Source organism: Citrobacter sp. Cm038, assembly GCF_030333105.1.
Classification (GTDB): domain Bacteria; phylum Pseudomonadota; class Gammaproteobacteria; order Enterobacterales; family Enterobacteriaceae; genus Citrobacter; species Citrobacter murliniae.
Genome location: NZ_JAOWGO010000022.1, coordinates 759,242 through 783,398, shown reverse-complemented (window position 1 = coordinate 783,398; position 24,157 = coordinate 759,242). Strand labels below are relative to the sequence as shown.

Here is a 24,157-nt window from a genome sequence, read left to right as displayed (position 1 = left end):
CGCCTCAAATCTCTTCCGCTTTGATCTGCGGACGCTGGTACTCCGGCCATACCAGCGCGACGAGTGTGGGGTAGGCTTCCAGACTGAACTCCCTGAAGCATTGTCGCAAATTGAGCACGTCCAGATCGGCATGTGGTACTTTCTCCCCACTCAGACAGCGCTTTTTGATGTTGTCGTAATATTTATACACCGCAGAGTTGAGATCGCTACAGCGTCGCTGTGAGTCAAATAGCCCAGGAGTTTCATTCAACTCCACCATTGTCATCCGTTTTATCGTCGAGTGAATAAAATCAATATATTCGTGGTTAACCCGCCAGTACCATACTGGGGTGATCGAATTCATCAGTACCGCAAAATGATCTTCACCCTCTTCTTTGCTGAGTATTTCTGGTTGGTTTGCTGATGTAAAATCCTCTGCATATCGGTTTTTATTTGTACTACGCATCAGAAAAAGTACACCGCAGGTAAGTAATAGCAGGGTAATAACAGAATAAAATATACTGTTCATATGCAGGCTCCGTTTTTTTTGATTTTAAATTTACCCCATGTTATTGTCAACGCGGCCTATCTTATTAAAAACATCCTATCATTGGCAGCAAAGGATATATCAACATGCTTCCCGAGCATCTTGTTCCCTCTCACTTTCATTTATCCACTTCCCCGAGCAATACCAGCACCACAGAAAATAGTGAAAATTTGACTCAGGGAAAGATTACGTTAAACGATTATGAAAAAGATATTTTGATCAGTTCCGCAGCGACCGGACAGTCACGAAATATGCTGTTTGAAGAGCGCGATCGTCATTTAAAAGAACGCCTTTTTCACGTAGCAAAAATTGAATCGTTCACGCGCTTGCTAAATGCCTTACAGGCAGAGGGTGACATTAACTCTCAAGAATTAAGTGAAATTCTGACCCAAAAAACGAACATGATAAATGAACATGGCAATAAAATTTGGCTTAATTTAATTACTCGTGAAACCGACGCCCCCATTTTTTATTCTCTGGTAGAAAAATAAGATGAAAGATGTTGAGGATAATAATGTTTATTTAGCTTTAGATAACCATAAAAGTGATGAGTTTGTCTTAAAGCAAAATCTGGCGGTGTTAATTGCCAATAAGAACGCGACGCTGGAAAGCGTAGCTCAGGATATGGTCTCAATACCCGCAGCGCTGGTACGTATGAAATGGCAAAATCGCCGTGAAATCTATGCCCTGCAGGTTAAAGAAGAGATCTACGGGGCCGCTATTGAAGCCATCATTGCCCGGCAACCAGAGTTGCGCGACAAAATCATGGCACGCCTGGAAAGCACATATCAACATATACTCGCTCGCGAAACAGCCACATTACGCCTGACACGCAAGCTGTCAGAGGGGAACTACGAAGCGACCAGAATCACTACAGTTGCATTGGACGAAGACAGATAGTCTAAGGTGATAACGGGGGAAGAAAACGCGGAAGTGGAAGGCCGGGTAAGGCTAACAGCATCACCCGGCAACAAAGAGGTTATTTTGCTTTCACAACCTCTTCACCAACCAAACCAATCTTCAGGAACCCTGCCTGGTGCAGCGTATCCATTACTTTCATCATGGTTTCATAGTCGACGGTCTTATCAGCACGGAAGAAGATAGTGGTATCTTTCTTCCCTTCCGTCAGCGCGTTCAGCTCGCTAATCATGGTTTCATCCGTCACCTGCTCGTTACCGATGAACATGGTGTTATCGGCTTTCACTGACAGGTAAACCGGTTTCTCCGGACGCGGTTGCGGCGTACTGGTGGATGCAGGGAGATTCACCTTCACATCCACAGTTGCCAATGGCGCTGCCACCATAAAAATGATCAACAAAACCAACATCACGTCGATAAACGGCGTCACGTTTATTTCGTGCATTTCACCGTTATCGTCCAGGTTTTCATTAAAACTCATTGCCATGGAACATTATCCTACACGTAATTTCTGCGCAGCACGTACCGGATGAGCAGCAGCACTTGCGCTCAGGTCCAGATCGCGACTTTGCAGCAACAACACCTGTGCCGCGACATCACCCAGCATAGCTTTGTAGCTGCCTATCTGACGTGCGAAGATGTTGTAGATAACAACTGCAGGAATTGCCGCTACCAGACCAATTGCAGTCGCTAGCAGAGCTTCTGCAATACCCGGTGCAACAACGGCCAGGTTAGTCGTTTGAGTTTGAGCAATACCGATGAAGCTATTCATGATGCCCCATACCGTACCGAATAGCCCCACAAACGGAGAAATGGCCCCGATGGTCGCCAGGTATCCATTACCGCGGCCCATCTGACGGCCGACTGCGGCGACACGACGCTCAAGGCGGAATCCGGTACGCTCTTTGATCCCTTCGTTGTCATCACTGCCTTCTGACAGTTCCAGCTCGTTCTGTGCTTCGTTAATTAGCAGTGAGCCCAGGCTTTTGGTATCAAATCCAGCGGCAATCTCACTTGCCTGATCTAAAGAGCGGGCTTCAGCCAGCATTTGCTGTTCACGCTTAAGGCGGCGCTTCTGTGTAAAGAACTCAAGGCTCTTGCTAAAGAAGATAGCCCAGGTGACCACTGATGCCAAAATCAGCCCAATCATCACGCACTTAACCACGATATCGGCGTGCTGATACATACCCCAGACGGAAAGGTCCGTCTGCATCAAATTATTACCCACTCTGTATCTCCAGGACGCAAATCACAAAATCTGAGCGTAATCATATCAAAACGACGTCGAATTGATAGTAGTTCTCATTACTATTTACATAGTGCCGCACCTTTGGTTTCTTTTCCTTGCGCTTACGCAGTAAAAAAGTCACCAGAATCATTTTGAGATTATTTTCTACTTTATGACCGCCGAGCAGGGTGCATGATGCTGGATCCATGCTAGTTTAGACATCCAGACGTATAAAAACAGGTATTAAAACATGGCAGACAAGCATCTTGAGACCAAACTTGTTCAGGCAGGGCGCAGTAAAAAGTACACGCTGGGCTCAGTTAATAGCGTGATCCAGCGCGCTTCTTCGCTGGTGTTTGAGTCCGTTGAGGCAAAAAAACAGGCTACGCACAACCGTGCTAACGGCGCTCTTTTCTATGGTCGTCGCGGAACGCTGACACATTTTTCACTACAGGAAGCAATGTGTGAACTGGAAGGCGGTGCGGGATGTGCCCTTTTCCCATGCGGTGCAGCAGCCGTCGCCAACACAATTCTGGCCTTTGTTGAACAAGGCGACCATGTGCTGATGACGAACACGGCCTATGAACCAAGCCAGGATTTCTGCACAAAAATTCTCGGCAAGCTCGGCGTCACAACCGGCTGGTTCGATCCGCTGGTGGGCGCCGATATTGTGAAACACATCCGGCCGAACACCAAAGTCGTATTTCTGGAGTCACCCGGCTCAGTCACGATGGAGGTACATGATGTTCCGGCCATCGTTGCCGCGGTCAGAAGCGCTGCACCTGACGCAATCATTATGATCGATAACACCTGGGCTGCCGGAGTACTGTTCAAAGCATTGGATTTTGGTATCGATATCTCGATTCAGGCTGGCACCAAATACCTGATTGGCCATTCCGATGCGATGGTCGGTACGGCGGTGGCAAATTCCCGTTGCTGGGATCAACTGCGCGAGAACGCTTATCTGATGGGACAAATGCTGGATGCAGATACCGCCTATATGACCAGCCGTGGATTACGTACCCTGGGCGTTCGCCTGCGCCAACATCATGAAAGCAGTTTAAAAGTTGCCGAGTGGCTGGCAAGCCATCCGCAGGTTGCCCGCGTAAATCATCCTGCGCTACCGGGCAGCAAAGGCCACGAATTCTGGAAACGTGATTTCACGGGCAGCAGTGGACTGTTCTCATTCGTGTTGAATAAAAAACTGAATAATGAAGAGCTGGCGGCATATCTTGACCACTTTAGCCTGTTCAGCATGGCTTACTCCTGGGGGGGGTTTGAATCACTGATTCTGGCGAATCAACCTGAACACATTGCGGCAATCCGTCCGGAAGGAGAAGTGGACTTCAGCGGGACACTCATTCGTTTACACATCGGTTTAGAGAATGTTGATGATCTGATTGTGGATTTAGCCGCAGGATTTGCCCGAATCGAGTAACATTGCCGCAGATGGACATATATGCAGACACTTCTGGTGGAAAAGTCTGCAATTGTTGCGTCCGGGATCAAGGCATCCCGGACAATTCAGGAGTACAATCCACTCATAAACGCTGTTCCACAGGAAAGTTCATGGTCGTCATTCAAGATATTATCTCCGCGCTCTGGCAACACGATTTTGCCGCGCTGGCAGATCCGCACGTTGTGAGCGTTGTGTACTTTGTAATGTTTGCCACACTGTTTTTAGAAAACGGCCTGCTGCCTGCCTCCTTTTTACCCGGAGACAGCCTGCTGTTGCTGGCAGGGGCACTGATTGCACAGGACGTGATGAGCTTTTTACCCACCATCGCTATTCTGACAGCTGCAGCCAGTCTGGGCTGCTGGTTGAGCTACATTCAGGGACGCTGGCTGGGCAACACGCGCACGGTAAAAGGCTGGCTGGCACAACTACCCGAAAAATATCACCAACGTGCCACCTGTATGTTTGACCAACATGGACTAATGGCGCTGCTCGCCGGGCGTTTCCTGGCGTTTGTTCGCACTTTGCTGCCTACGATGGCGGGAATTTCAGGCCTTCCTAACCGTCGATTCCAGTTTTTTAACTGGCTGAGCGGTCTGCTGTGGGTCAGCGTCGTCACCAGCTTTGGCTATGCGCTCAGCATGATCCCGTTCGTTAAACGCCATGAAGACCAGGTCATGACCTTTTTGATGATCCTGCCGATTGCACTGCTAACCGCAGGTCTGCTGGGAACCTTATTTGTGGTGATTAAAAAAAAATACTGTAGTGCCTGAGTAACAGCCATCGCCATCCGGTACACATTACCGGATGGCGCTTCTGCGACATCCTCAAAATCAACTCCCCTGCATCGTTCGAATTCTTGCCGCATCCTCACCCGGCGTCACACCAAAGTAGCGTTTGAACTCGCGGCTAAACTGCGATGCACTCTCATAGCCTACCCGCATCGCCGCCGCACTGGCTTTCATGCCGTCATGAATTATCATCATTCGCGCTTTATGCAGGCGATAACTCTTCAGATATTGCAGCGGGGAAGTGCTGGTTACCGATTTAAAATTATGATGAAACGCCGATACGCTCATATTGGCCTCTGCCGCCAGTTGCTCGACGTTGAGGTTCTCGGTGTATTTGTTCTCAATCCGCTTCAACACACGGCTTATCAAACTGAAATGCGTCTGGCGGCTGACCAGTGCGAGTAATGCGCCACCACGTGGCCCGGTCAGCACATGGTAAAGGATCTCGCGAATAATCTGTTTCCCCAGGATGCGCGCGTCCAGCGGTCGCTCCATTACATCCAGTAAACGCTCAGCTGCGCAGAGAATCTCGTCCGAAAGCGTGGCAGAGTTGATTCCGCTTGCCGCCATTGAGGGTTGAAACAACTCGTCCTCACCAATATCCATCAGCAACTCCTGCAATTGCAGAATATCAACATTCAGGCGGATACCGGCCAGCGGAACCTCCGGTGTCGCATAAGTTTCACATTCGAAGGGTAAAGGTACTGTCAGTAACAGGTATTCGTTGGCGTCATAACGAAATACACGTTCGTTTATGTAACCGATTTTATGCCCCGAGAAGAGAAATATGATGCCAGGCTGATACATCACTGGCGTACGCTGTCCCGGCTCAGTGCCATACAGTAAGCGCACATCAGGCAGTAGTTCGTTTAATCTATTTTCATTGTTTTTCAGTTTGTTAACTTTATCTGTCAACAGAAGACAGATCTCATCACGGTTCATAGAGCACCATTTCATTATCGGTTTTCGACCTTGATATAGTGCGCATATTTATCCGTTTTCTCCAGCAGTCTGTAGAAATGGGCAAGACATTGGCAGAAATGAGCATTGAGAGGAGCGCTTCTGGCGACCACAATGTTCACCATCAGGCAGACACTCGCCTGCCCTCTTTTTTACCCACATAAGGGAACGAGCAATGAACAACTTTAATCTACATACCCCTACTCGCATTTTGTTCGGTAAAGGCGCTATCGCAGAGCTGCGCGATCAAATCCCTCAGGACGCTCGCGTGTTAATTACCTACGGCGGCGGCAGCGTTAAAAAAACCGGCGTTCTGGCGCAGGTACAAGATGCCCTGAAAGGACTGGACGTACTTGAGTTTGGCGGAATTGAACCAAACCCGTCTTATGAAACCCTGATGAACGCAGTAAAAATTGTGCGTGATGAGAAAGTGACGTTCCTGTTGGCTGTAGGCGGCGGTTCTGTACTGGATGGCACAAAATTCATCGCAGCTGCTGCGCATTACGCTGATGGTATCGACCCATGGCGCATTCTGGAAACCCGCGGTAACGACGTGAAAAGTGCAGTACCAATGGGTTCTGTACTGACGCTACCAGCAACCGGTTCAGAGTCTAACTCCGGGGCCGTGATTTCCCGCAAAACCACCGGCGATAAACTGGCTTTTATGACCCCGTTTGTACAGCCTGTATTTGCCGTACTGGATCCGGTTTACACCTACACCCTGCCGCCGCGTCAGGTCGCTAACGGTGTGGTAGATGCGTTTGTCCACACCGTGGAACAGTACGTGACGTACCCGGTAGACGGGAAAATTCAGGATCGCTTTGCCGAAGGTATTTTGCTTACGCTGGTAGAAGATGGTCCGAAAGCGTTGCAGGAACCAGAAAACTACAACGTACGTGCTAACGTCATGTGGGCGGCAACGCAGGCACTGAATGGTCTGATTGGCGCAGGTGTACCGCAGGACTGGGCAACCCATATGCTGGGTCACGAGTTGACTGCGATGCACGGTCTCGACCACGCTCAAACGCTGGCGATCGTCCTGCCTGCACTGTGGAATGAAAAACGCGATACCAAGCGAGCCAAATTACTGCAGTACGCAGAGCGCATCTGGAATATCACCGAAGGTTCCGATGACCAGCGTATTGATGCTGCCATCGCTGCCACCCGTCGTTTCTTCGAGCAAATGGGTGTACCAACGCGTCTGTCTGACTACGGTCTGGATGGTAGCTCCATCCCGGCGCTGCTGGAAAAACTGGAGGCACACGGTGGTACTAAACTGGGCGAACATCAGGACATTACACTTGACGTCAGTCGCCGGATTTACGAAGCAGCACGCTAAGCTTTTTTCACCTCTGACTTTCGTTTTTGGTCATTTAGTCCAGACTTAAGTCACACAAACCTCACCGGAGCCTGCTCCGGTGAACTCAATTTACACCTAATCATTCATGATGCATCGAGGCGGCAATTGAGAGAATCCCCAGGAGCGTACATAAGTACGTGACTGGGGTAAACGAAAGCAGCCAACAAAGAGGCAGCTTGAAGGATTCAGTGTATGGGGGGAATTATGACTAATCCAACTGTTATCAAGCTACAGGATGGTAACGTAATGCCACAGCTGGGCCTGGGCGTCTGGAAGGCAAGTAATGAGGAAGTAATCTCCGCTATTCATAAAGCGCTGGAAGTGGGTTATCGCTCTATCGATACTGCCGCCGCGTATAAAAATGAAGAAGGTGTTGGGAAAGCGTTACGTAATTCGGGCGTACCCCGGGAAGAGTTGTTCATCACCACCAAACTGTGGAATGACGATCAGAAACGTCCCCGTGAAGCTTTGCTCGAAAGTATGGAGAAACTCCAGCTTGATTACCTTGACCTTTACCTGATGCACTGGCCCGTCCCGGCTATCGACCATTACGTTGAAGCGTGGGAAAACATGATTGACCTGCAAAAACAGGGTCTGATTAAAAGCATCGGCGTGTGCAACTTTCAGATCAACCACCTCCAGCGTCTGATGGATGAAACGGGCGTTTCGCCGGTGATCAACCAGATCGAGCTTCATCCACTGCTGCAACAACGTCAGTTACATTCATGGAATGCGACGCATAAAATCCAGACCGAGTCCTGGAGTCCACTGGCACAAGGTGGGAAAGATGTGTTCGATCAAAAGATTATTCGCGACCTTGCTGAGAAATACGGCAAATCGCCGGCACAAATAGTTATCCGCTGGCATCTGGATAACGGTCTGGTGGTTATCCCGAAATCGGTAACCCCTTCCCGCATCGCAGAGAACTTTGATGTTTGGGACTTCCGCCTGGACAAAGATGAATTAGGCGAAATAGCTAAACTCGATCAGAGTAAACGCCTGGGTCCTGATCCAGACCAATTCGGCGGTTAATTCCCCTCTCCCGCCCGGCATTCTGCTGGGCCTTTTCATTTCATGAAATATCAGGAAACAATAAAACACCTGTTTATATGTGTATTTCCTGCGTTCACAAGCGCAGCATTACTACCAAATAACCACCTAATTATTAATGGTTATTATACTTAAAGAATACACATATCAATTTTTTATAGGTGTCAAACTGTGGCGGAAAACAAATCCCAGGGAGTTAAATGGCTCCCATTGATTCTTATAATATTAATCTCTTCTGGTCTCTGGCAACTCACCCCACCAACAGGGTTAAGTGCCCCAGCCTGGCATTCGGCGATTATATTTGTCGCCACTATCGCCTCTATCGTGGCAAAAGTTCTGCCGATTGGCGCTGTCGGCATTATTGGCATTACCGTTTTTGCACTCGCCTATGCCGCGGGGGATAAAACGGCCAGTGGTGCTATAACTACAGCACTAAGCGAGCTGAACAGTTCGCTTATCTGGCTTATCGTCGTCGCTTTTATGATTGCCCGTGGATTTATCAAAACCGGTCTGGGTCGGCGTATTGCGTTACAGATGATCCGACTGCTCGGTAAACGCACGCTGGGGCTCGCCTACGGTCTGGCTTTTGCCGATCTGATCCTCTCTCCCGCCATGCCAAGTAATACGGCGCGCTGCGGCGGCGTTATCTATCCGATTGCCGATTCTCTGGCACGCAGTTTTAACTCAAACCCGGAAGATGAATCTCGCAGCAAAATCGGTACCTTTCTCATCACTTGTATCGGCAATGTCAACGACGTCACCGCCGCGCTCTTTATGACTGGGTATACCGGTAACCTGCTGGCGGTGAAACTGGCGGCAAACGCAGGAATCACGTTGACATGGGGAAGCTGGTTTATGGCAGCGCTGCTGCCTTGCCTGGTGTCACTACTGCTGGTTCCGCTGCTGGTCTACTGGCTGGTGCGCCCGGAAATTAAACATACGCCTGATGCCCCTAATCTGGCCCGTAAAGAGCTGGCAGAAATGGGCCACATGTCACGCGGCGAGTGGTTGATGCTGGCGACCGTCGGCGTTCTGCTGGTGTTGTGGATCTTCGGTGATACGTTAGGTGTCGATGCCACTACGGCCTCGTTTGTTGGCCTGTCGATTTTATTACTTAGCGGCGTTCTGAGCTGGGAAGATGTGAAAAGCGAAAAAGGCGCATGGGATACGCTGATTTGGTTCGCCGCGTTGCTGATGATGGCAAACCAGTTGAAAAAACTCGGCTTTACCACTTGGTTTGGTAACCTGATTGGCGATAGCCTTAGCAGCACCATGCACGGTACCAGTTGGGTGATCGTTCTGCTGCTGCTTAACGCCGCCTACTTCTACACCCACTACTTTTTTGCCAGCGGAAACGCGCAGATTGCCGCACTGTATGCCGTATTCCTTGGCGTCGGCCTGCATCTGAATATTCCGGCTGCTCCTACAGCATTAATGTTGGCCTTCACCAGCAGCCTGTACTGTTCTCTCACTCAGTATACTCACGCCCGTGGTCCGATCCTGTTTGGCGCGGGATATGTACCAACGGGAGTCTGGTGGCGAACAGGATTTGTCATCAGCCTGTTTAACCAGGCGGTCTTCTTGACCGTGGGTTTGATGTGGTGGAAGGTGTTGGGTCTGTACTAAGCTGAAGTGAAACTGGCCCGGTAAGCGTTGCGCCACCGGGCTACACATTTAGCGCCCTGCCACTTTCCCGCGTTTTTTATTCGCCGCCGGTGTCTGGCGTTGATGTGCCACTGGCGTATGTTTGGTCAGCGCCGGACGTGTATGTCGGTTCTGGCGACGCGCTTCACGCATCTCTTCCAGCGTAGGAGACGGAACCAGACATTCGCGACGACCACCAATCAGATGCTTTTTACCCATATCTTCCAGCGCCTGACGAATTAGCGGCCAGTTGGCTGGATCGTGATAACGCAGCAACGCTTTATGCAGACGACGTTGTTTGTCGCCCTTCGGCACCACCACATCCTCACTCTTATAACCAATTTTACCCAGAGGATTTTTCCCGGTGTAATACATGGTTGTCGAGTTCGCCAGCGGCGATGGGTAGAAGTTCTGCACCTGATCCAGACGGAAACGACGCTGTTTCAGCCACAGCGCCAGATTTACCATATCCTCGTCACGCGTACCCGGGTGCGCAGAGATAAAGTATGGGATCAGGTACTGCTCTTTACCGGCCTGTTTAGAGTAGGTATCGAATAGTTCTTTAAAGCGATCGTAGCTGCCCATGCCCGGCTTCATCATCTTCGACAATGGGCCTTCTTCGGTGTGTTCCGGCGCAATCTTCAGATAGCCCCCCACGTGGTGGGTCGCCAGCTCTTTGATATAGCGCGGATCTTCAACCGCGATGTCATAACGCACACCAGAGGCGATAAGGATCTTTTTAATACCTTTTAAATCACGCGCACGACGATAGAGATTAATGGTCGGCTCGTGGTTGGTATCCATATGCGGGCAGATATCCGGGTAGACGCAAGACAAGCGACGACAGGTCTGTTCCGCGCGCGGCGACTTACAGCGCAGCATATACATGTTGGCCGTTGGGCCGCCAAGATCGGAAATCACACCGGTAAAGCCCGGAACGGTGTCACGAATCGCTTCGATCTCGTTGATGATCGAATCTTCCGAGCGGCTCTGGATGATGCGTCCTTCGTGCTCGGTGATCGAACAGAAAGAACATCCGCCAAAACACCCACGCATAATGTTGATCGAGAAACGGATCATTTCATAAGCCGGGATGCGGCTGTTACCGTACGCCGGATGAGGAACACGTTGATACGGCAGCGCGAAGACGCTATCCATCTCTTCAGTCGACAGCGGGATCGCTGGCGGGTTGATCCAGATGTAGCGATCGCCGTGTTTTTGCATCAGGGCGCGCGCGCAGCCAGGGTTTGTTTCGTGGTGCAGAATTCGTGATGCATGTGCATACAACACTTTATCGCCCTTCACCTTCTCAAAAGACGGCAGCAGCACGTAGGTTTTCTCCCACGGCTTTGGACGTGGCGGCTGAACGGTGACCGCTTTTGCTTCCTGCTTTTTAGGTGCAACAGGCTTGTTATCCGCGCAAGGCAGATCTTCACCATACGGATGTGGGATAGGATCAATTTTCCCCGGCGTATCCAGACGCGTGGAATCCACACCGCTCCAGCCTGGCAGCGCTTCTTTGACCATGATCGCGGTGTTACGCACGTCGCGGATCTGATCAATTGTCTCGCCCATCGCCAGACGGTGCGCCACTTCTACCAGCGGACGTTCGCCGTTGCCAAACATCAGCATATCCGCTTTGGAATCCACCAGCACAGAGCGACGCACGGTATCAGACCAGTAATCATAATGCGCAGTACGGCGCAGGCTGGCTTCAATACCACCGAGGATCACCGGAACATCTTTCCAGGCTTCTTTACAGCGCTGGGTATAAACCAGCGTAGCGCGGTCCGGGCGTTTGCCTGCAACGTTGTCCGGCGTATAGGCATCGTCATGGCGCAGTCGGCGATCGGCGGTATAACGGTTGATCATCGAGTCCATATTGCCGGCAGTCACGCCGAAGAACAGGTTCGGTTTACCCAGACGCATAAAATCGTCTTTGTTGTTCCACTCCGGCTGCGCGATAATCCCGACACGAAATCCTTGGGATTCCAGCATACGACCACAAATGGCCATACCAAAGCTTGGGTGATCGACGTAGGCATCACCGGTAACCAGAATAATGTCGCAGCTATCCCAGCCAAGTTGGTCCATCTCTTCTCGCGACATCGGCAGAAACGGCGCGGGACCAAAACAGGCGGCCCAGTACTGCGGCCAGGAGAAAAGGTCTCTGTCCGGTTGGATCAGGGATATTGCGCTCATATTGCTTCCAAAAATGGTAAAAAAATAATCAAAGGCCGGGGATTATACGCTGTATGTCCGCAAGAAATGAAGTGGAGTCTGAGCCAGACGGGTAGAAAGCTTTATAAATTGTTAAATTTTACTACACCCATTTTTTTCAATCATAATTAACACCATGCCGACCTGTTGAGATATCTCTTTTTCGGCGGGGGATTTTTCATTGCGACTCAACGATTCACTGCATATTTCCCAGTTACGGGTTGTTGTTCATCTGTGCGGATTTTTGGTTCTTCTGTACAGCTTCTCTATGCTGCCACCGATGGCCATCGCTCTGTTGCATAAAGAGCGGAGCTTTTTCGCTTTTTTCAGTACATTTATGACTTTCTTTACCCTCGGCGGCGGTGCATGGCTGGTAACAAAACATGCCGGTATTCAGCTACGAACCCGGGATGGTTTCGTCATCATCGTTCTCTTCTGGCTGCTTTTTTCATTTATCAGCGCGATGCCGATGTGGATGGACGATGGCTTAAATCTCTCCTTTTCCGATGCCCTGTTTGAAGGGGTCTCCGGCATTACCACTACCGGAGCAACGGTGATTGGCGACGTCAGCGCCTTGCCAAAGTCCTATCTGTACTATCGGGCTCAGCTCAATTTTATTGGCGGCCTGGGGGTTATTGTCCTCGCCGTAGCGGTATTGCCGCTGCTGGGTATCGGGGGTATGAAACTCTATCAGTCTGAAATGCCCGGCCCCTTTAAAGAAGAACGCCTCACGCCAAGACTTGCTGACACTGCACGCACGCTGTGGCTAACCTATTTCATTCTGGGACTTATCTGTACTCTGGCTTACTGGATTGCCGGTATGTCGTTTTTCGACGCTGTATGCCACGGGCTTTCGACGGTCTCCCTTGGCGGATTTTCCACCCGCAGCGAGAGCATCGGCTTTTATAACAGCCATGCTATTGAGCTTGTCGCCGGGCTGTTTTCGCTGTTATCTGCATTTAACTTCACCCTCTGGTACGTCGCTATCGTAAAACGTACCTTCAAGCCATTTCGCCGTAATGCCGAACTGCAATTCTTCTTGATTATTGCGCTGGTTATCACCCTGATCAGCACCTGGCAGGTCTGGCGAGCGGGCATGTACGGTATATCAGACAGTCTGGTGCACGCCTTTTTTCTGGCCAGCTCCATGTTGACAGATAATGGCCTGTCGACGGCGGATTACGCACAGTGGCCCTCACACACAATTTTCATGCTACTCAGCGCCAGTTTCTTTGGCGGTTGTGTGGGCTCGACCTGCGGAGGAATTAAGGTGCTGCGCTTTCTAATTATGTTCAAGCAGTGTCGTCAGGAGTTACACCAACTCGCGCACCCTCGCGCATTGCTGAATATCAAAGTTGGCAACAACGTGGTTACCGACCGTGTGGTTCGCTCGGTATGGAGCTTCTTTTTTCTTTATGTTTTGTTTACCAGCTTTTTCATCTGGGCACTCAATTTGATGGGCTACGATCTCTTCTCATCTTTCGCCACCGTCGCCGCCTGCATCAATAATATGGGACTGGGATTTGGCGTAACCGCTACAACGTTTGGCACTTTACACGACGAGGCAAAGCTTCTGATGTGCGCAGCTATGATCATGGGGCGTCTGGAGATTTACCCCATTTTGATCCTTTTCTCGCGCATGTTCTGGCGGGCCTAACAGGCCCTCCTGCGCATTACGGTGCCGGATTCACCAGCATCTGTCCGATGGAGCCACGATCCGCCATTTCCAGCGTCTGGCTGTTGAAGTAGAACGGGAAATGGGCCCAGGAAGGCTGTCCGTAATAGACCAGCAACTCCACCTGACCATCCACCCAGACGGTATCTTTCCAGCCCCTGTCTTCCGGGAACGGCATTGCGCCATTCACATTACGGACCAGGAAAGAGACGCCTTCAATATGGAACGCCTGCGGCATATCCGCGCGTACTGTCCAGCGCTCCCAGGTTCCCTGCTGAGCGGTGATATCCATGCGGTTTACATCCCACAGTTGACCATTGATACCAGGGTCGTCATCGAGGCTGATATCGCGGCTACGAATCGGCGTTCCACTCAAAATTTCTGTTGGCAAAAGACGCATCGGCAGACTGTCAGTCACCAGCGGTAGCAGGCCTGTGGGTCGCAGCGTTAATACCAGTGTGGAGACCAGAATACTGGAAGGTTCAAAGAATCCCCGGATCCGGTCAACAATACTGGCTGCCTCACCACAGGTGATCGACACTTCGTCACCGTTAGTCATATCCACCAGAATCTCACGCCGCTCGCCAGGCGCCAGCGATAGCTGTTTCACCGACACCGGAGCCGGTAAAAAACCTTGATCGCCGGAAATAACATGCAGTGCGCGCCCGTCGCTCATTTGCAGTTGGTAACGACGAGAGTTAGACGCGTTCAGCAGACGCAAACGTACCCAGCCACGAGACACTTCCACATAAGGACTCTGCGCCCCGTTGACCAATAACGTATCACCGACAAAACCACCACTGCCCGGTTCGCTGTATTCCGGCGTACCAAAGTTATCCAGACGCTTATCCTGAATAATGATCGGAAAATCATCCACGCCATAATGGTTGGGAATAGGCAGTGATTTACTCACTTCATCTTCGACCAGCCACATCCCGGCAAGACCGTTATAGACCTGCTGTGCGGTACGGTTTGGCGTATTGGCGTGATACCACAACGTCGCGGCGCTCTGGCGAATCGGCAGGACCGGCGCCCAGTCCGCATTCGGCGACATCATTCGTGCCGGACCACCCATCAGTGGGCCAGGTACCTGCAATCCGGCGATGGTCATCGAGACATTTTCAGTCAGACGGTTGCTGTAGATAAGCTTAACGTCATCCCCTTTCCAGACGCGGATTGTCGGCCCCAGGTAGCGCCCGTTAATTCCCCAGACAGGCGCGCGCGTACCTTGTGTAAAGGACCAGTGAGCGCGTTGCAGGGTCATAAATAACGGCTGTCCCCGGCGGGACTCCAGCAGTGGCGGAACAGGTAGAGGTTGTTGCTGACCGGCAGCATTAGCCTTCAGCGGAACAGCACCTGCACACAGTGCGATTCCCGATGCCTGAATGAACTGACGCCGACTGAGTGACATATAAGCTCCATGTAAAACTGGCTATTAACACGCAGGAAATCACTTCCTGTAAAAAACTCGAATTGCGCGAATCAAACCTTACCGGCAGCTTCCCGCTCGGCAACTTCTTTGTCGAGTTCGGCGATTTTTTGTTCCATCAGCGTACGGCAATGCGCTGCCAGTTCACGAACCTGATCCTTACCAAAATGACTGATATCCACTGGCGGTAACATCTCTACGATCGCCAGACCATTATTCAGCCGGTTAAGTTTAATCTTATTCGAGGTCGTTGAAACACATACCGGGATAACAGGGACGCCAGCAGCAATTGCCGCATGAAACGCGCCAGTTTTAAATGGCAACAGGCCACGGCCACGGCTACGCGTTCCTTCCGGGAACATCCAGATGGAAATACGGCGTTTTTTGAAATGGTTTACCACCGCTGCAATCGTACTGTGCGCTTTCGCACGATTATTTCTGTCAATCAACAGATTACCGGTGAGCCAGTACAGCAGACCGAAGAAAGGGATCCACAGCAGGCTTTTTTTACCAACCGTTACTGTCGGTGGCTGAACAATATTCGCGGCAGTAACCATGTCGTAGTTATTCTGGTGGTTACAAATATAGATGGCATTACCATAGTCCTTCGCGTCCGCTGGCATACGGCACTCAACCTTCAGGCCGTAAAGAGGAGCCAGCCGACCAAACATATGGCCGAACGTCGCGACGTGTTTTGGATTTCGCGGGCTGAAAAGACAGTATATACAACCGAAAATACAGACCAGAATGCAGTAAATAACAGTAATGAATAAACGAAAAATATATAGCATAACAACCTCTAAGGCCTAAGAGCCTGGCATTTTACGTCACCTGATCCAGAACACAGTATCAGGTTAGGGCTTTGTTAAGAGCGGCTCTCTGGAAAAGCGTATTGTTAATCGCAACGCACGAATAAACAACGGTTTCACGGGAATTTTTAACGTTTGCTCTCCCTCCGTAAAAGAAGGGAGAGCCAAACGACAGCGTTATTCTTCGCTGTCGCCGTTGCTGGCACGTCGAGGCGAGTCAATCTCAATACGATCAATGCGCTGCAGACCGCGCATTAGCGTACCGCGACGACCACGCTCGCCGGTTACCTTCTGCAACTCTTCTGGACGCAGTTTAATTTTGCGTTTACCGACGTGAATTGTCAGCGTGCTTTGCGGCGGTAATACATAGAGCAGTGCCAGACCATCTTCACCTTTTGCCGCTTCCGCAGAAGGAATGTTGATTATCTTATTCCCTTTGCCTTTCGACAATTGCGGCAGATCGCTCACCGGGAACATCAACATACGTCCGGCCTGGGTGATCGCCAGCAACATATCGGTTTCATCTTCGATCACTACCGGTGGCATGACATGCGCATTCTCCGGTAACGTAATCAACGCTTTACCCGCACGGTTACGCGCTACCAGGTCATTGAAAGTACAGACGAAGCCGTAGCCAGCATCTGACGCCATTAATAGTTTCTGGTCATCGCCTTCCATCAGCATGTGCTCAACCGTCGCACCTGGCGGCAGCGTGAGTTTACCGGTCAGCGGTTCACCCTGACCACGTGCTGACGGCAGAGTAATCGGATCGATAGCATAGCTTCGCCCGGTCGAGTCAACAAAGACCACCGGTTGGTTGCTCTTACCTTTCACCGCAGCTTTATAGCTGTCACCCGCTTTATAGCTTAATCCCGGCGCATCGATATCGTGCCCTTTCGCGCTACGTACCCAGCCACTCTGAGACAACACAATGGTGACCGGCTCAGACGGCAGCATGTCATGCTCGCTCATTGCTTTGGCTTCTTCGCGCTCCTTCAGAGGGGAACGGCGATCGTCACCATAAGCGTCTGAATCCGCCTGCAACTCTTTCTTCAGCAGGTTACTCATTTTGCGTTCGGAGGCCAGAATGCCCTGCAGCTGATCGCGCTCTTTAGCCAGTTCATCCTGCTCGCCACGGATTTTCATCTCTTCGAGTTTGGCAAGATGGCGCAATTTCAGCTCAAGGATGGCTTCAGCCTGCGTTTCGGAAATACCAAACCGCGACATCAGCTCGGGTTTGGGTTCATCTTCATGACGAATAATTTCAATCACTTCGTCAATGTTGAGGAACGCCACCAGCAAACCTTCGAGGATATGCAGGCGCTTGAGTACTTTTTCCAGACGATAGTTCAGACGACGACGCACCGTGTCGCGACGGAACGCCAGCCACTCGGTCAGGATCTCCAGCAGGTTTTTCACCGCCGGGCGACCGTCGAGACCTATCATGTTCAGGTTGATACGGTAGCTTTTTTCCAGATCGGTGGTAGCAAACAGGTGGTTCATCACCTGCTCCATGTCCACGCGGTTAGAGCGCGGCACAATCACCAGACGGGTCGGATTTTCGTGATCCGATTCATCGCGCAGATCGTCCACCATCGGTAGCTTTTTATTGCGCATCTGGGCAGCGATCTGTTCCAGCACTTTTGCCCCGGAAACCTGGTGCGGTAGCGCAGAGATCACCACCGCGCCGTCTTCTTTCGTCCATACTGCACGCATACGTACAGAGCCGCGCCCGTTTTCATAAATCTTACGAATTTCTGCGCGAGGAGTGATGATTTCCGCTTCGGTCGGATAATCCGGTCCCTGTACGATATCCAGCAGTTGATCCAGCGTTGTTTTCGGCTGCTCAATCAGCGTAATCGCCGCTTTCGCCACTTCGCGCAGGTTATGCGGAGGAATGTCCGTAGCCATCCCGACGGCAATCCCGGTGGTGCCGTTAAGCAGAATATTCGGCAAGCGCGCAGGCAGCATCTTCGGCTCCTGCATGGTGCCGTCAAAGTTAGGCACCCAGTCCGACGTCCCCTGACCAAGCTCACCCAGCAGGATTTCCGCGTATTTGGACAGTCGGGATTCGGTATAACGCATCGCCGCGAAGGATTTCGGATCGTCCGGCGCCCCCCAGTTCCCTTGCCCGTCAACCAGCGGATAACGGTAAGAAAACGGTTGTGCCATCAGTACCATGGCTTCATAGCAGGCACTGTCACCATGTGGATGGTATTTACCCAGCACGTCACCGACGGTACGCGCGGATTTTTTAAATTTGGCGCTGGCATTCAGCCCCAGTTCGGACATCGCGTAAACGATGCGACGCTGAACGGGTTTCAAACCATCGCCAATAAACGGTAACGCCCTGTCCATGATGACGTACATGGAATAGTTCAGATAGGCGTTTTCCGTGAATTCATGCAGCGCAAGGCGCTCTGCCATATCGCTCATTAATCGTGGTTCCTCAACTGTAAGCCCGAACAATACCCAGTATCTGTCAGGCAATATTGCCGCAGATACTACCCTATCTGGCGTGTTGAGTCACAAAGTTCAGTGGTTTTACCGCCGCAGATAGCGACGGCAATCGTCTCCTTAGTACTTCGCTCTTAATGCGCCCGGATAAAGAGCTCTTTGCTATACACATAGTCTTGGGGATTATGCACAGGAAACCCTCCCACATAGGGTTTAAGTAATTTGATCAACGGCTGATAATAGATAGGGATGATGGGGGCTTGCTGGTTAATAATACCTTCCGCTTGCGCATACAGCTGGTTTCGCTGTGCAGCATCGGGCGTACGAGCCGCCTGCGCCAACAACGCGTCATAGCGCGCATCGCGCCACTGACCGACATTTTCTGCATTGCCTGACTGCAACGTATTCAGGAACGTTGACGCTTCATTATACGTCGCGTCCCACGACTGGCGAGACAACATGAAGTCCCCCTCGCGACGTGCATCCAGATATGTTTTCCACTCCATGGTGCGCAACTTAACATCAGCCCCAAGCCATTTTTTCCACTCTGAGGACAAGGCAATAGCCGTTTTCTCATGCAGGTCGTACTTATTGTAAAACAGCTCAAACGTTAACGGATGCTGCTCGTCAAATCCGGCTTGTTTCAATAACGCTTTCGCTTCGGCAACCCGCTCATTCCACGGTGCCTGAAGATCGGTCAGCACAGGCGGCGTGAAACCGGTAACCTGCGGCGGTGTTAGCGTCGTTGCAGGTGTACGCAATCCAAGGACTTTCTCAGCAATAAGCTGTCGATTGGCCGTTAAGTACAGTGCCCGACGCACCCGGACATCGTTGAACGGCGCTTTGCGGATGTTGAAGTTGTAATACTCGCTGTTCAGGCGAGGGATCACCCGTAGCTCGCCCGGCAAATTCTTTTTTATCGCCGGAATTTGCTGAGTCGGAACCCAGGTGAGATCAACATCGCCGGCACGATAGCGATTGTACCCCGTCACGGCGTTATCTAACGACAGATAGTCGACCTGCTGTAAAACAGTATGTTGCGCATCACGGTAACGAGGATTTTTACGCTCAACGATCTTCTCGTTCACCACCCATTTATCCAGCACAAATGCACCATTGGAAACCAGATGTTCAGGCTTACTCCACGCATCACCATATTGCACAATGGTGTGCTGCGGGACGGGAAATAACGTGGGCCACGCCAGCATGGTAGTGAACCACGGTACAGCCTGTTCGAGAAAGACTTCAAGGGTAACATCGTCCACAGCCTTCACCCCCAACGAACTAACGGGGGATTTACCGTCAACAATCGCCCGCGCATTTTTAATATGCGCCGCCGCCAGATATCCGGCAAACGGGCTGAGGGTATGCGGGTCAACCGCTCGCTGCCATCCCGCCACGAAATCCTGTGCAGTCAGCGCCACACCATCTGACCATTGCAGCCCTTTACGCAGGTGAAAAATATAGCGTTTACCGCCATCCAGAACGTCCCAGCGCTGAGCCTGAGCAGGCTGCACTTTCCCTTCACCATCCATCCAGACCAGCCCTTCAAAGAGATCGAGTACAATTTGCGCGGCGGTATTTTCTTCCACTTTTTGCGGATCCAGGGTGCCCGGATCGCTGTGGTTGTTGTAACGAAAAATTTGTTGTGGGGCGAGAGGTGTTCCGTCTGGGATCGTTGCGGCAAAAAGCGAGGGACTGCACATCAGGCTGACCAGCCATAATAATGGATGCGTTTTCATGATTTCTCTGTCGATAAAAATGATACCGCTACTTTACATGTTGTGGCCCTCTACAGGCTGATTTGTATCACATTTAGGACAAAGAAAAGGGCCGCGAATGCGGCCCTGATGCTGATTACTTGGCGACTTTAGTAATCTGTTTCACATCGATTTCGACGGAGTTCCAGTCTTTATCAACTTCCCCCTGGATTTCCACAACATCCTGCGGTGTTACGGTTACGCCATTCCAGCGTTTATGGTCAATATCTACATTCACCGTACCGGTGGCGTCTTTAAACAGGTACAAATCGTCGGAAATACGCTCGACGATATTACCGCGCAGGGTTACCCAGGTATCATCACGCAGGGATTTGGCACTTTCTACCGTCGTGCTGCTGCCGTTCGGACCAACGAACCCACCGCTTTGGCTTTGCGTCGCGGTCGGGCCAGAGAAGCCGCCCTGCTGCGCTGCCAAAACAGGTGCGGAACACAATGCCATCACGGCAACCATTGCAGCTAATTTTTTCATGTTCATGTCTCCCTTTCATGTTGTTTCACGACTATTTAATAAGTTAATCCTTAACAACTTCTTAAGCCAAAAAAAGATTCTTTTTTGCTGTACAGCATCCGCTGCCACAAGGTTTACTGACAGGCAACAGAGTTATCGCAGGGAAGAACATATGCGTATTTTACTGATAGAAGATGACACGTTGATTGGCGATGGTCTTAAGACAGGTCTGAGTAAAATGGGTTTCAGTATCGACTGGTTTACTGAAGGTCGTCAGGGTAAAGAAGCTCTCTACAGCGCCCCTTATGATGCTGTGATCCTCGATCTGACGCTACCGGGTATAGACGGGCGCGATATCCTGCGTGAATGGCGCGCAAAAGGGAAACAGGAGCCGGTACTTATTTTGACGGCCCGCGATGCGCTGGCAGAACGCGTTGAAGGCTTACGCCTGGGCGCGGATGATTATCTGTGCAAACCCTTTGCGCTAATCGAAGTTGCTGCCCGTCTGGAAGCTCTGGTGCGTCGCGCCAGCGGCCAGGCCAGTAGCGAACTGAGTCACGGACAGGTAACGCTTAATCCCGGCGCACTGACCGTCACGCTGACGGGGGAGCCGTTGTCGCTCAAACCAAAAGAGTTCGCGTTGCTGGAACTGCTCATGCGCAACAAAGGTCGGGTACTGCCGCGCAAACTTATTGAAGAGAAACTGTACAACTGGGACGAAAACGTCTCCAGTAATGCGGTTGAAGTACACGTCCATCATTTACGCCGTAAACTCGGCTGCGATTTTATCCGAACGGTGCATGGCATTGGCTACACCCTGGGTGACGCATGAAACTCACACAACGTCTCAGTCTGCGCGTCAGGCTCACACTTATTTTCCTTATCCTGGCCTCGATAACCTGGGCAATCTCCAGCTTTGTCGCCTGGAAACAGACAACGGATAACGTAGACGAACTGTTTGATACACAGCTGATGCTGTTCGCCAAACGGCTAAGTACGCTGGATATCAGCGACGTCACCGCCTCGCGTGATATGGCCCGCACGCCGAAGAAGCTGAAGCACGGTCATATTGATGACGACGCGTTGGCGTTTGCTATCTACTCCACCGACGGAAAAATGGTGCTGCACGATGGCGACAATGGCCAGGATATTCCCTACAGCTACCGCCGGGAAGGGTTTAGTGATGGCCAGCTCAATGGGGACAACGACCGATGGCGCTTTCTGTGGCTGAACTCTGCGGATGGTAAATATCGCATCGTGGTCGGTCAGGAGTGGGAATACCGGGAGGATATGGCACTGGCGATTGTTACCGCACAATTAACCCCGTGGCTTATTGCGCTCCCGCTGATGTTGCTTATTCTGGTGGTCATGCTCAGCCGTGAACTCAGGCCGTTAAAAAAACTGGCGCAGGCCCTGCGCTGGCGTTCCCCTGAATCGCAAGAACCGCTCGATCCTAAAGGCGTGCCAAGCGAAGTGCGACCACTGGTCGAGTCCCTCAACCAGCTATTTACCCGCACACACTCTATGATGGTCCGCGAACGGCGTTTCACCTCCGACGCAGCCCATGAGCTACGTAGCCCATTAACCGCGTTGAAGGTGCAAACTGAAGTGGTGCAACTGTCAGATGATGACCCGCAAACGCGAGAAAAAGCGCTCCTGCAGCTTCACGCAGGCATTGAGCGCGCCACGCGTCTGGTTGATCAGCTGCTGACGCTTTCACGACTCGACTCCCTCGACAATCTGCAGGATGTAGCAGACATCCCACTGGAGGAGTTGTTGCAGTCCGCCGTTATGGACATTTACCACCCGGCTCAGCTGGCTCATATCGACGTGCGTTTGCAGATTAACGCACACAACGTTAAGCGTACCGGTCAGCCACTCTTACTCAGCCTGATGGTACGCAATCTGCTGGATAATGCGATTCGTTATAGTCCCCAGGGTAGCATTGTGGAAGTGACGCTCAATGCCCGATTTTTTAGCGTCAAGGATAACGGCCCAGGCGTGGCAGCGGAAGTTCTGGCGCACATTGGTGAGCGTTTCTATCGCCCGCCGGGACAAAGCGTTACTGGTAGCGGTCTGGGTCTGTCGATCGTCCGTCGTATTGCGACTTTACACGGGATGTCAGCCTCGTTTGGCAACGCTCCGGAAGGCGGGTTTGAAGCAAAAATCAGCTGGTAGCAACAATATTATTGCTAATAATGCAAAAGACTTTGCACATTTTGCTAATTTCACCGCGCCACTGGTGGAGGTAAAATCGCCTTCAAACGTATATTCTTGAGGACGAAAAATGAGCAACATTCTGATTATCAACGGTGCGAAAAAATTCGGCCATTCCAATGGTCAACTGAATGACACCCTGGCCGAGGTCGCGGACGGCATCCTGCGCGACCTCGGGCATGATGTTAAAGTTGTACGCGCTGACAGCGATTATGACGTACAAACAGAAGTGCAGAACTTCGTCTGGGCAGATGCGGTTATCTGGCAAATGCCGGGCTGGTGGATGGGTGCTCCATGGACGGTGAAAAAATACATCGATGATGTTTTCACTGCAGGACACGGTACGCTGTATGCAAGCGATGGTCGCACACGTTCAGATGCTTCTAAAAAGTACGGTTCTGGTGGATTGATTCAGGGAAAAAAATACATGCTGTCCCTGACCTGGAACGCGCCAATGGAAGCTTTCACTGAAAAAGACCAGTTCTTCCATGGCGTTGGCGTTGATGGCGTGTATTTGCCGTTCCATAAAGCAAACCAGTTCCTGGGAATGGAATCGCTGCCGACGTTTATCACCAATGATGTGATTAAAATGCCGGATGTCCCGCGTTATATCGCAGAATATCGCAAGCATCTGACCGAGATTTTTGGTTAACTAGTTATTCAAAATTAGACCCAAATAATTCGAGTTGCAGCAAGGCGGTAAACGAGCGAGTCCCGATAAGCTTACTCAAGTATGTGATTTGGACGAGTAAACGCAGCTACAGCCTGAAGAATGCCGGTTATAGAAGGAGTTAACCATGCTTACAGTCATTGCAGAAATCCGCACACGTCCAGGTCAACATCACCGTCAGGCGGTACTGGACCAGTTTGCCAAAATCGTTCCGACCGTACTGAAGGAAGAGGGTTGCCACGGCTATGCACCGATGGTGGATCATGCCGCAGGTGTGAGTTTTCAGACTATGGCACCTGATTCCATCGTGATGATTGAACAGTGGGAAAGCATCGCGCATCTTGAAGCACATTTGCAAACCCCACATATGAAAGCCTACAGCGAAGCCGTAAAAGGCGATGTGTTGGACATGAATATTCGTATTCTGGAATCTGGTATTTAATTTTTCGTCATGGCCGCAAGGCCGGATGAGCACAGCGCCATCAGGCATTAGCATATTGCCGGATGGCGGCTTAAAC

Annotated in this window: 22 protein-coding genes; 12 read left to right on the top strand and 10 right to left on the bottom strand. The window is 51.1% G+C overall.

Features of this window, described 5'->3' with window-relative positions; translation table 11 throughout:
• Positions 1 to 4 precede the first annotated feature (4 nt).
• Positions 5 to 508 (bottom strand): ESA_00282 family adhesion-associated protein, encoded by a 504-nt coding sequence (locus OGY01_RS15055; protein ID WP_048220549.1) that lies wholly within the window; start codon positions 506 to 508, stop codon positions 5 to 7.
• Positions 509 to 612: 104 nt separating this feature from the next.
• On the opposite strand from OGY01_RS15055, the gene OGY01_RS15050 reads away from it, so the two are divergent.
• On the top strand, positions 613 to 1,017 hold the full coding sequence (locus OGY01_RS15050; RefSeq protein WP_048220548.1) for a hypothetical protein: 405 nt from the start codon (positions 613 to 615) through the stop codon (positions 1,015 to 1,017).
• Between the two features lies 1 nt (position 1,018).
• Positions 1,019 to 1,426 carry a cytoplasmic protein gene (locus tag OGY01_RS15045; RefSeq protein ID WP_286493293.1) on the top strand — a complete coding sequence of 136 codons (408 nt, stop codon included), beginning with the start codon at positions 1,019 to 1,021 and terminating at the stop codon, positions 1,424 to 1,426.
• A 79-nt stretch (positions 1,427 to 1,505) separates the two neighbouring features.
• On the opposite strand, the gene exbD is transcribed toward OGY01_RS15045, so the two are convergent.
• Together exbD and exbB are read right to left on the bottom strand one after the other, a co-directional pair.
• Positions 1,506 to 1,931, bottom strand: a complete 426-nt coding sequence (gene exbD, locus OGY01_RS15040; RefSeq protein WP_045447545.1) for a TonB system transport protein ExbD — start codon at positions 1,929 to 1,931, stop codon at positions 1,506 to 1,508.
• A gap of 6 nt (positions 1,932 to 1,937) precedes the next feature.
• Positions 1,938 to 2,672: a tol-pal system-associated acyl-CoA thioesterase gene (gene exbB / locus OGY01_RS15035; RefSeq protein WP_045447548.1), complete on the bottom strand. Its 735-nt coding sequence runs from the start codon at positions 2,670 to 2,672 to the stop codon at positions 1,938 to 1,940.
• 250 nt (positions 2,673 to 2,922) lie between these two features.
• Here exbB and metC point away from each other — a divergent pair, with 250 nt between their 5' ends.
• Both metC and yghB read left to right on the top strand, forming a co-directional pair.
• Positions 2,923 to 4,110: a cystathionine beta-lyase gene (gene metC, locus OGY01_RS15030; protein ID WP_048220546.1), complete on the top strand. Its 1,188-nt coding sequence runs from the start codon at positions 2,923 to 2,925 to the stop codon at positions 4,108 to 4,110.
• Between the two features lie 131 nt (positions 4,111 to 4,241).
• Complete coding sequence (gene yghB, locus OGY01_RS15025; protein ID WP_045447552.1) at positions 4,242 to 4,901, top strand: DedA family general envelope maintenance protein YghB; 660 nt, start codon at positions 4,242 to 4,244, stop codon at positions 4,899 to 4,901.
• Between the two features lie 60 nt (positions 4,902 to 4,961).
• On the opposite strand, the gene OGY01_RS15020 is transcribed toward yghB, so the two are convergent.
• A complete protein-coding gene (locus OGY01_RS15020) occupies positions 4,962 to 5,861 on the bottom strand; it encodes an AraC family transcriptional regulator (protein WP_045447565.1) in 900 nt (299 codons plus the stop codon).
• Between the two features lie 193 nt (positions 5,862 to 6,054).
• Here OGY01_RS15020 and yqhD point away from each other — a divergent pair, with 193 nt between their 5' ends.
• The 3 genes from yqhD to OGY01_RS15005 all read left to right on the top strand — a co-directional run bounded on the left by yqhD (position 6,055) and on the right by OGY01_RS15005 (position 9,915).
• The gene (gene yqhD / locus OGY01_RS15015; RefSeq protein ID WP_045447568.1) at positions 6,055 to 7,218 is read left to right on the top strand and encodes an alcohol dehydrogenase; all 1,164 of its coding nucleotides are present in this window, start codon (positions 6,055 to 6,057) and stop codon (positions 7,216 to 7,218) included.
• A 225-nt stretch (positions 7,219 to 7,443) separates the two neighbouring features.
• On the top strand, positions 7,444 to 8,271 hold the full coding sequence (dkgA, locus tag OGY01_RS15010) for a 2,5-didehydrogluconate reductase DkgA (protein WP_045449780.1): 828 nt from the start codon (positions 7,444 to 7,446) through the stop codon (positions 8,269 to 8,271).
• Between the two features lie 189 nt (positions 8,272 to 8,460).
• Positions 8,461 to 9,915: a DASS family sodium-coupled anion symporter gene (locus OGY01_RS15005; RefSeq protein WP_045447571.1), complete on the top strand. Its 1,455-nt coding sequence runs from the start codon at positions 8,461 to 8,463 to the stop codon at positions 9,913 to 9,915.
• Positions 9,916 to 9,963: 48 nt separating this feature from the next.
• Here the strand turns inward: OGY01_RS15005 and OGY01_RS15000 are convergent, their stop codons facing one another.
• Positions 9,964 to 12,135, bottom strand: a complete 2,172-nt coding sequence (locus OGY01_RS15000) for a YgiQ family radical SAM protein (RefSeq protein WP_045447574.1) — start codon at positions 12,133 to 12,135, stop codon at positions 9,964 to 9,966.
• A gap of 199 nt (positions 12,136 to 12,334) precedes the next feature.
• Here OGY01_RS15000 and OGY01_RS14995 point away from each other — a divergent pair, with 199 nt between their 5' ends.
• The gene (locus tag OGY01_RS14995) at positions 12,335 to 13,810 is read left to right on the top strand and encodes a TrkH family potassium uptake protein (RefSeq protein ID WP_048220544.1); all 1,476 of its coding nucleotides are present in this window, start codon (positions 12,335 to 12,337) and stop codon (positions 13,808 to 13,810) included.
• Between the two features lie 16 nt (positions 13,811 to 13,826).
• On the opposite strand, the gene ftsP is transcribed toward OGY01_RS14995, so the two are convergent.
• From ftsP to OGY01_RS14970, 5 genes are all read right to left on the bottom strand, one after another.
• Positions 13,827 to 15,239, bottom strand: coding sequence for a cell division protein FtsP (gene ftsP / locus OGY01_RS14990; RefSeq protein WP_045447580.1), 1,413 nt, complete (start codon positions 15,237 to 15,239; stop codon positions 13,827 to 13,829).
• A gap of 71 nt (positions 15,240 to 15,310) precedes the next feature.
• Positions 15,311 to 16,048, bottom strand: a complete 738-nt coding sequence (gene plsC, locus OGY01_RS14985; RefSeq protein WP_045447583.1) for a 1-acylglycerol-3-phosphate O-acyltransferase — start codon at positions 16,046 to 16,048, stop codon at positions 15,311 to 15,313.
• 195 nt (positions 16,049 to 16,243) lie between these two features.
• Complete coding sequence (gene parC, locus OGY01_RS14980; protein ID WP_048220542.1) at positions 16,244 to 18,502, bottom strand: DNA topoisomerase IV subunit A; 2,259 nt, start codon at positions 18,500 to 18,502, stop codon at positions 16,244 to 16,246.
• A 155-nt stretch (positions 18,503 to 18,657) separates the two neighbouring features.
• Positions 18,658 to 20,265, bottom strand: coding sequence for an ABC transporter substrate-binding protein (locus OGY01_RS14975; RefSeq protein ID WP_286493292.1), 1,608 nt, complete (start codon positions 20,263 to 20,265; stop codon positions 18,658 to 18,660).
• 115 nt (positions 20,266 to 20,380) lie between these two features.
• Positions 20,381 to 20,773, bottom strand: a complete 393-nt coding sequence (locus OGY01_RS14970; protein WP_045447592.1) for a YgiW/YdeI family stress tolerance OB fold protein — start codon at positions 20,771 to 20,773, stop codon at positions 20,381 to 20,383.
• 151 nt (positions 20,774 to 20,924) lie between these two features.
• Between OGY01_RS14970 and qseB the strand changes: the two genes are divergently transcribed.
• The 4 genes from qseB to OGY01_RS14950 all read left to right on the top strand — a co-directional run bounded on the left by qseB (position 20,925) and on the right by OGY01_RS14950 (position 24,081).
• A complete protein-coding gene (gene qseB, locus OGY01_RS14965; RefSeq protein WP_286493291.1) occupies positions 20,925 to 21,584 on the top strand; it encodes a quorum sensing response regulator transcription factor QseB in 660 nt (219 codons plus the stop codon).
• A complete protein-coding gene (gene qseC, locus OGY01_RS14960) occupies positions 21,581 to 22,930 on the top strand; it encodes a quorum sensing histidine kinase QseC (RefSeq protein WP_286493290.1) in 1,350 nt (449 codons plus the stop codon). Before qseB ends, qseC begins: the two co-directional genes overlap by 4 nt.
• A 109-nt stretch (positions 22,931 to 23,039) precedes the next feature.
• On the top strand, positions 23,040 to 23,621 hold the full coding sequence (locus OGY01_RS14955) for an NAD(P)H-dependent oxidoreductase (protein ID WP_286493289.1): 582 nt from the start codon (positions 23,040 to 23,042) through the stop codon (positions 23,619 to 23,621).
• 145 nt (positions 23,622 to 23,766) lie between these two features.
• Entirely contained in the window at positions 23,767 to 24,081 is a 315-nt protein-coding gene (locus OGY01_RS14950; RefSeq protein ID WP_048220539.1) for a putative quinol monooxygenase, read from the top strand.
• The last annotated feature ends 76 nt before the right edge of the window (positions 24,082 to 24,157 follow it).

What these genes read in the sequence shown, in the direction of transcription:
- OGY01_RS15055 (WP_048220549.1), bottom strand. Translation starts at nt 508, where the DNA reads ATGAACAGTATATTTTATTCTGTTATTACCCTGCTATTACTTACCTGC.
- OGY01_RS15050 (WP_048220548.1), top strand. Translation starts at nt 613, where the DNA reads ATGCTTCCCGAGCATCTTGTTCCCTCTCACTTTCATTTATCCACTTCC.
- OGY01_RS15045 (WP_286493293.1), top strand. Translation starts at nt 1,019, where the DNA reads ATGAAAGATGTTGAGGATAATAATGTTTATTTAGCTTTAGATAACCAT.
- exbD (WP_045447545.1), bottom strand. Translation starts at nt 1,931, where the DNA reads ATGGCAATGAGTTTTAATGAAAACCTGGACGATAACGGTGAAATGCAC.
- metC (WP_048220546.1), top strand. Translation starts at nt 2,923, where the DNA reads ATGGCAGACAAGCATCTTGAGACCAAACTTGTTCAGGCAGGGCGCAGT.
- yghB (WP_045447552.1), top strand. Translation starts at nt 4,242, where the DNA reads ATGGTCGTCATTCAAGATATTATCTCCGCGCTCTGGCAACACGATTTT.
- OGY01_RS15020 (WP_045447565.1), bottom strand. Translation starts at nt 5,861, where the DNA reads ATGAACCGTGATGAGATCTGTCTTCTGTTGACAGATAAAGTTAACAAA.
- yqhD (WP_045447568.1), top strand. Translation starts at nt 6,055, where the DNA reads ATGAACAACTTTAATCTACATACCCCTACTCGCATTTTGTTCGGTAAA.
- dkgA (WP_045449780.1), top strand. Translation starts at nt 7,444, where the DNA reads ATGACTAATCCAACTGTTATCAAGCTACAGGATGGTAACGTAATGCCA.
- OGY01_RS15000 (WP_045447574.1), bottom strand. Translation starts at nt 12,135, where the DNA reads ATGAGCGCAATATCCCTGATCCAACCGGACAGAGACCTTTTCTCCTGG.
- ftsP (WP_045447580.1), bottom strand. Translation starts at nt 15,239, where the DNA reads ATGTCACTCAGTCGGCGTCAGTTCATTCAGGCATCGGGAATCGCACTG.
- plsC (WP_045447583.1), bottom strand. Translation starts at nt 16,048, where the DNA reads ATGCTATATATTTTTCGTTTATTCATTACTGTTATTTACTGCATTCTG.
- parC (WP_048220542.1), bottom strand. Translation starts at nt 18,502, where the DNA reads ATGAGCGATATGGCAGAGCGCCTTGCGCTGCATGAATTCACGGAAAAC.
- OGY01_RS14975 (WP_286493292.1), bottom strand. Translation starts at nt 20,265, where the DNA reads ATGAAAACGCATCCATTATTATGGCTGGTCAGCCTGATGTGCAGTCCC.
- OGY01_RS14970 (WP_045447592.1), bottom strand. Translation starts at nt 20,773, where the DNA reads ATGAAAAAATTAGCTGCAATGGTTGCCGTGATGGCATTGTGTTCCGCA.
- qseB (WP_286493291.1), top strand. Translation starts at nt 20,925, where the DNA reads ATGCGTATTTTACTGATAGAAGATGACACGTTGATTGGCGATGGTCTT.
- qseC (WP_286493290.1), top strand. Translation starts at nt 21,581, where the DNA reads ATGAAACTCACACAACGTCTCAGTCTGCGCGTCAGGCTCACACTTATT.
- OGY01_RS14955 (WP_286493289.1), top strand. Translation starts at nt 23,040, where the DNA reads ATGAGCAACATTCTGATTATCAACGGTGCGAAAAAATTCGGCCATTCC.
- OGY01_RS14950 (WP_048220539.1), top strand. Translation starts at nt 23,767, where the DNA reads ATGCTTACAGTCATTGCAGAAATCCGCACACGTCCAGGTCAACATCAC.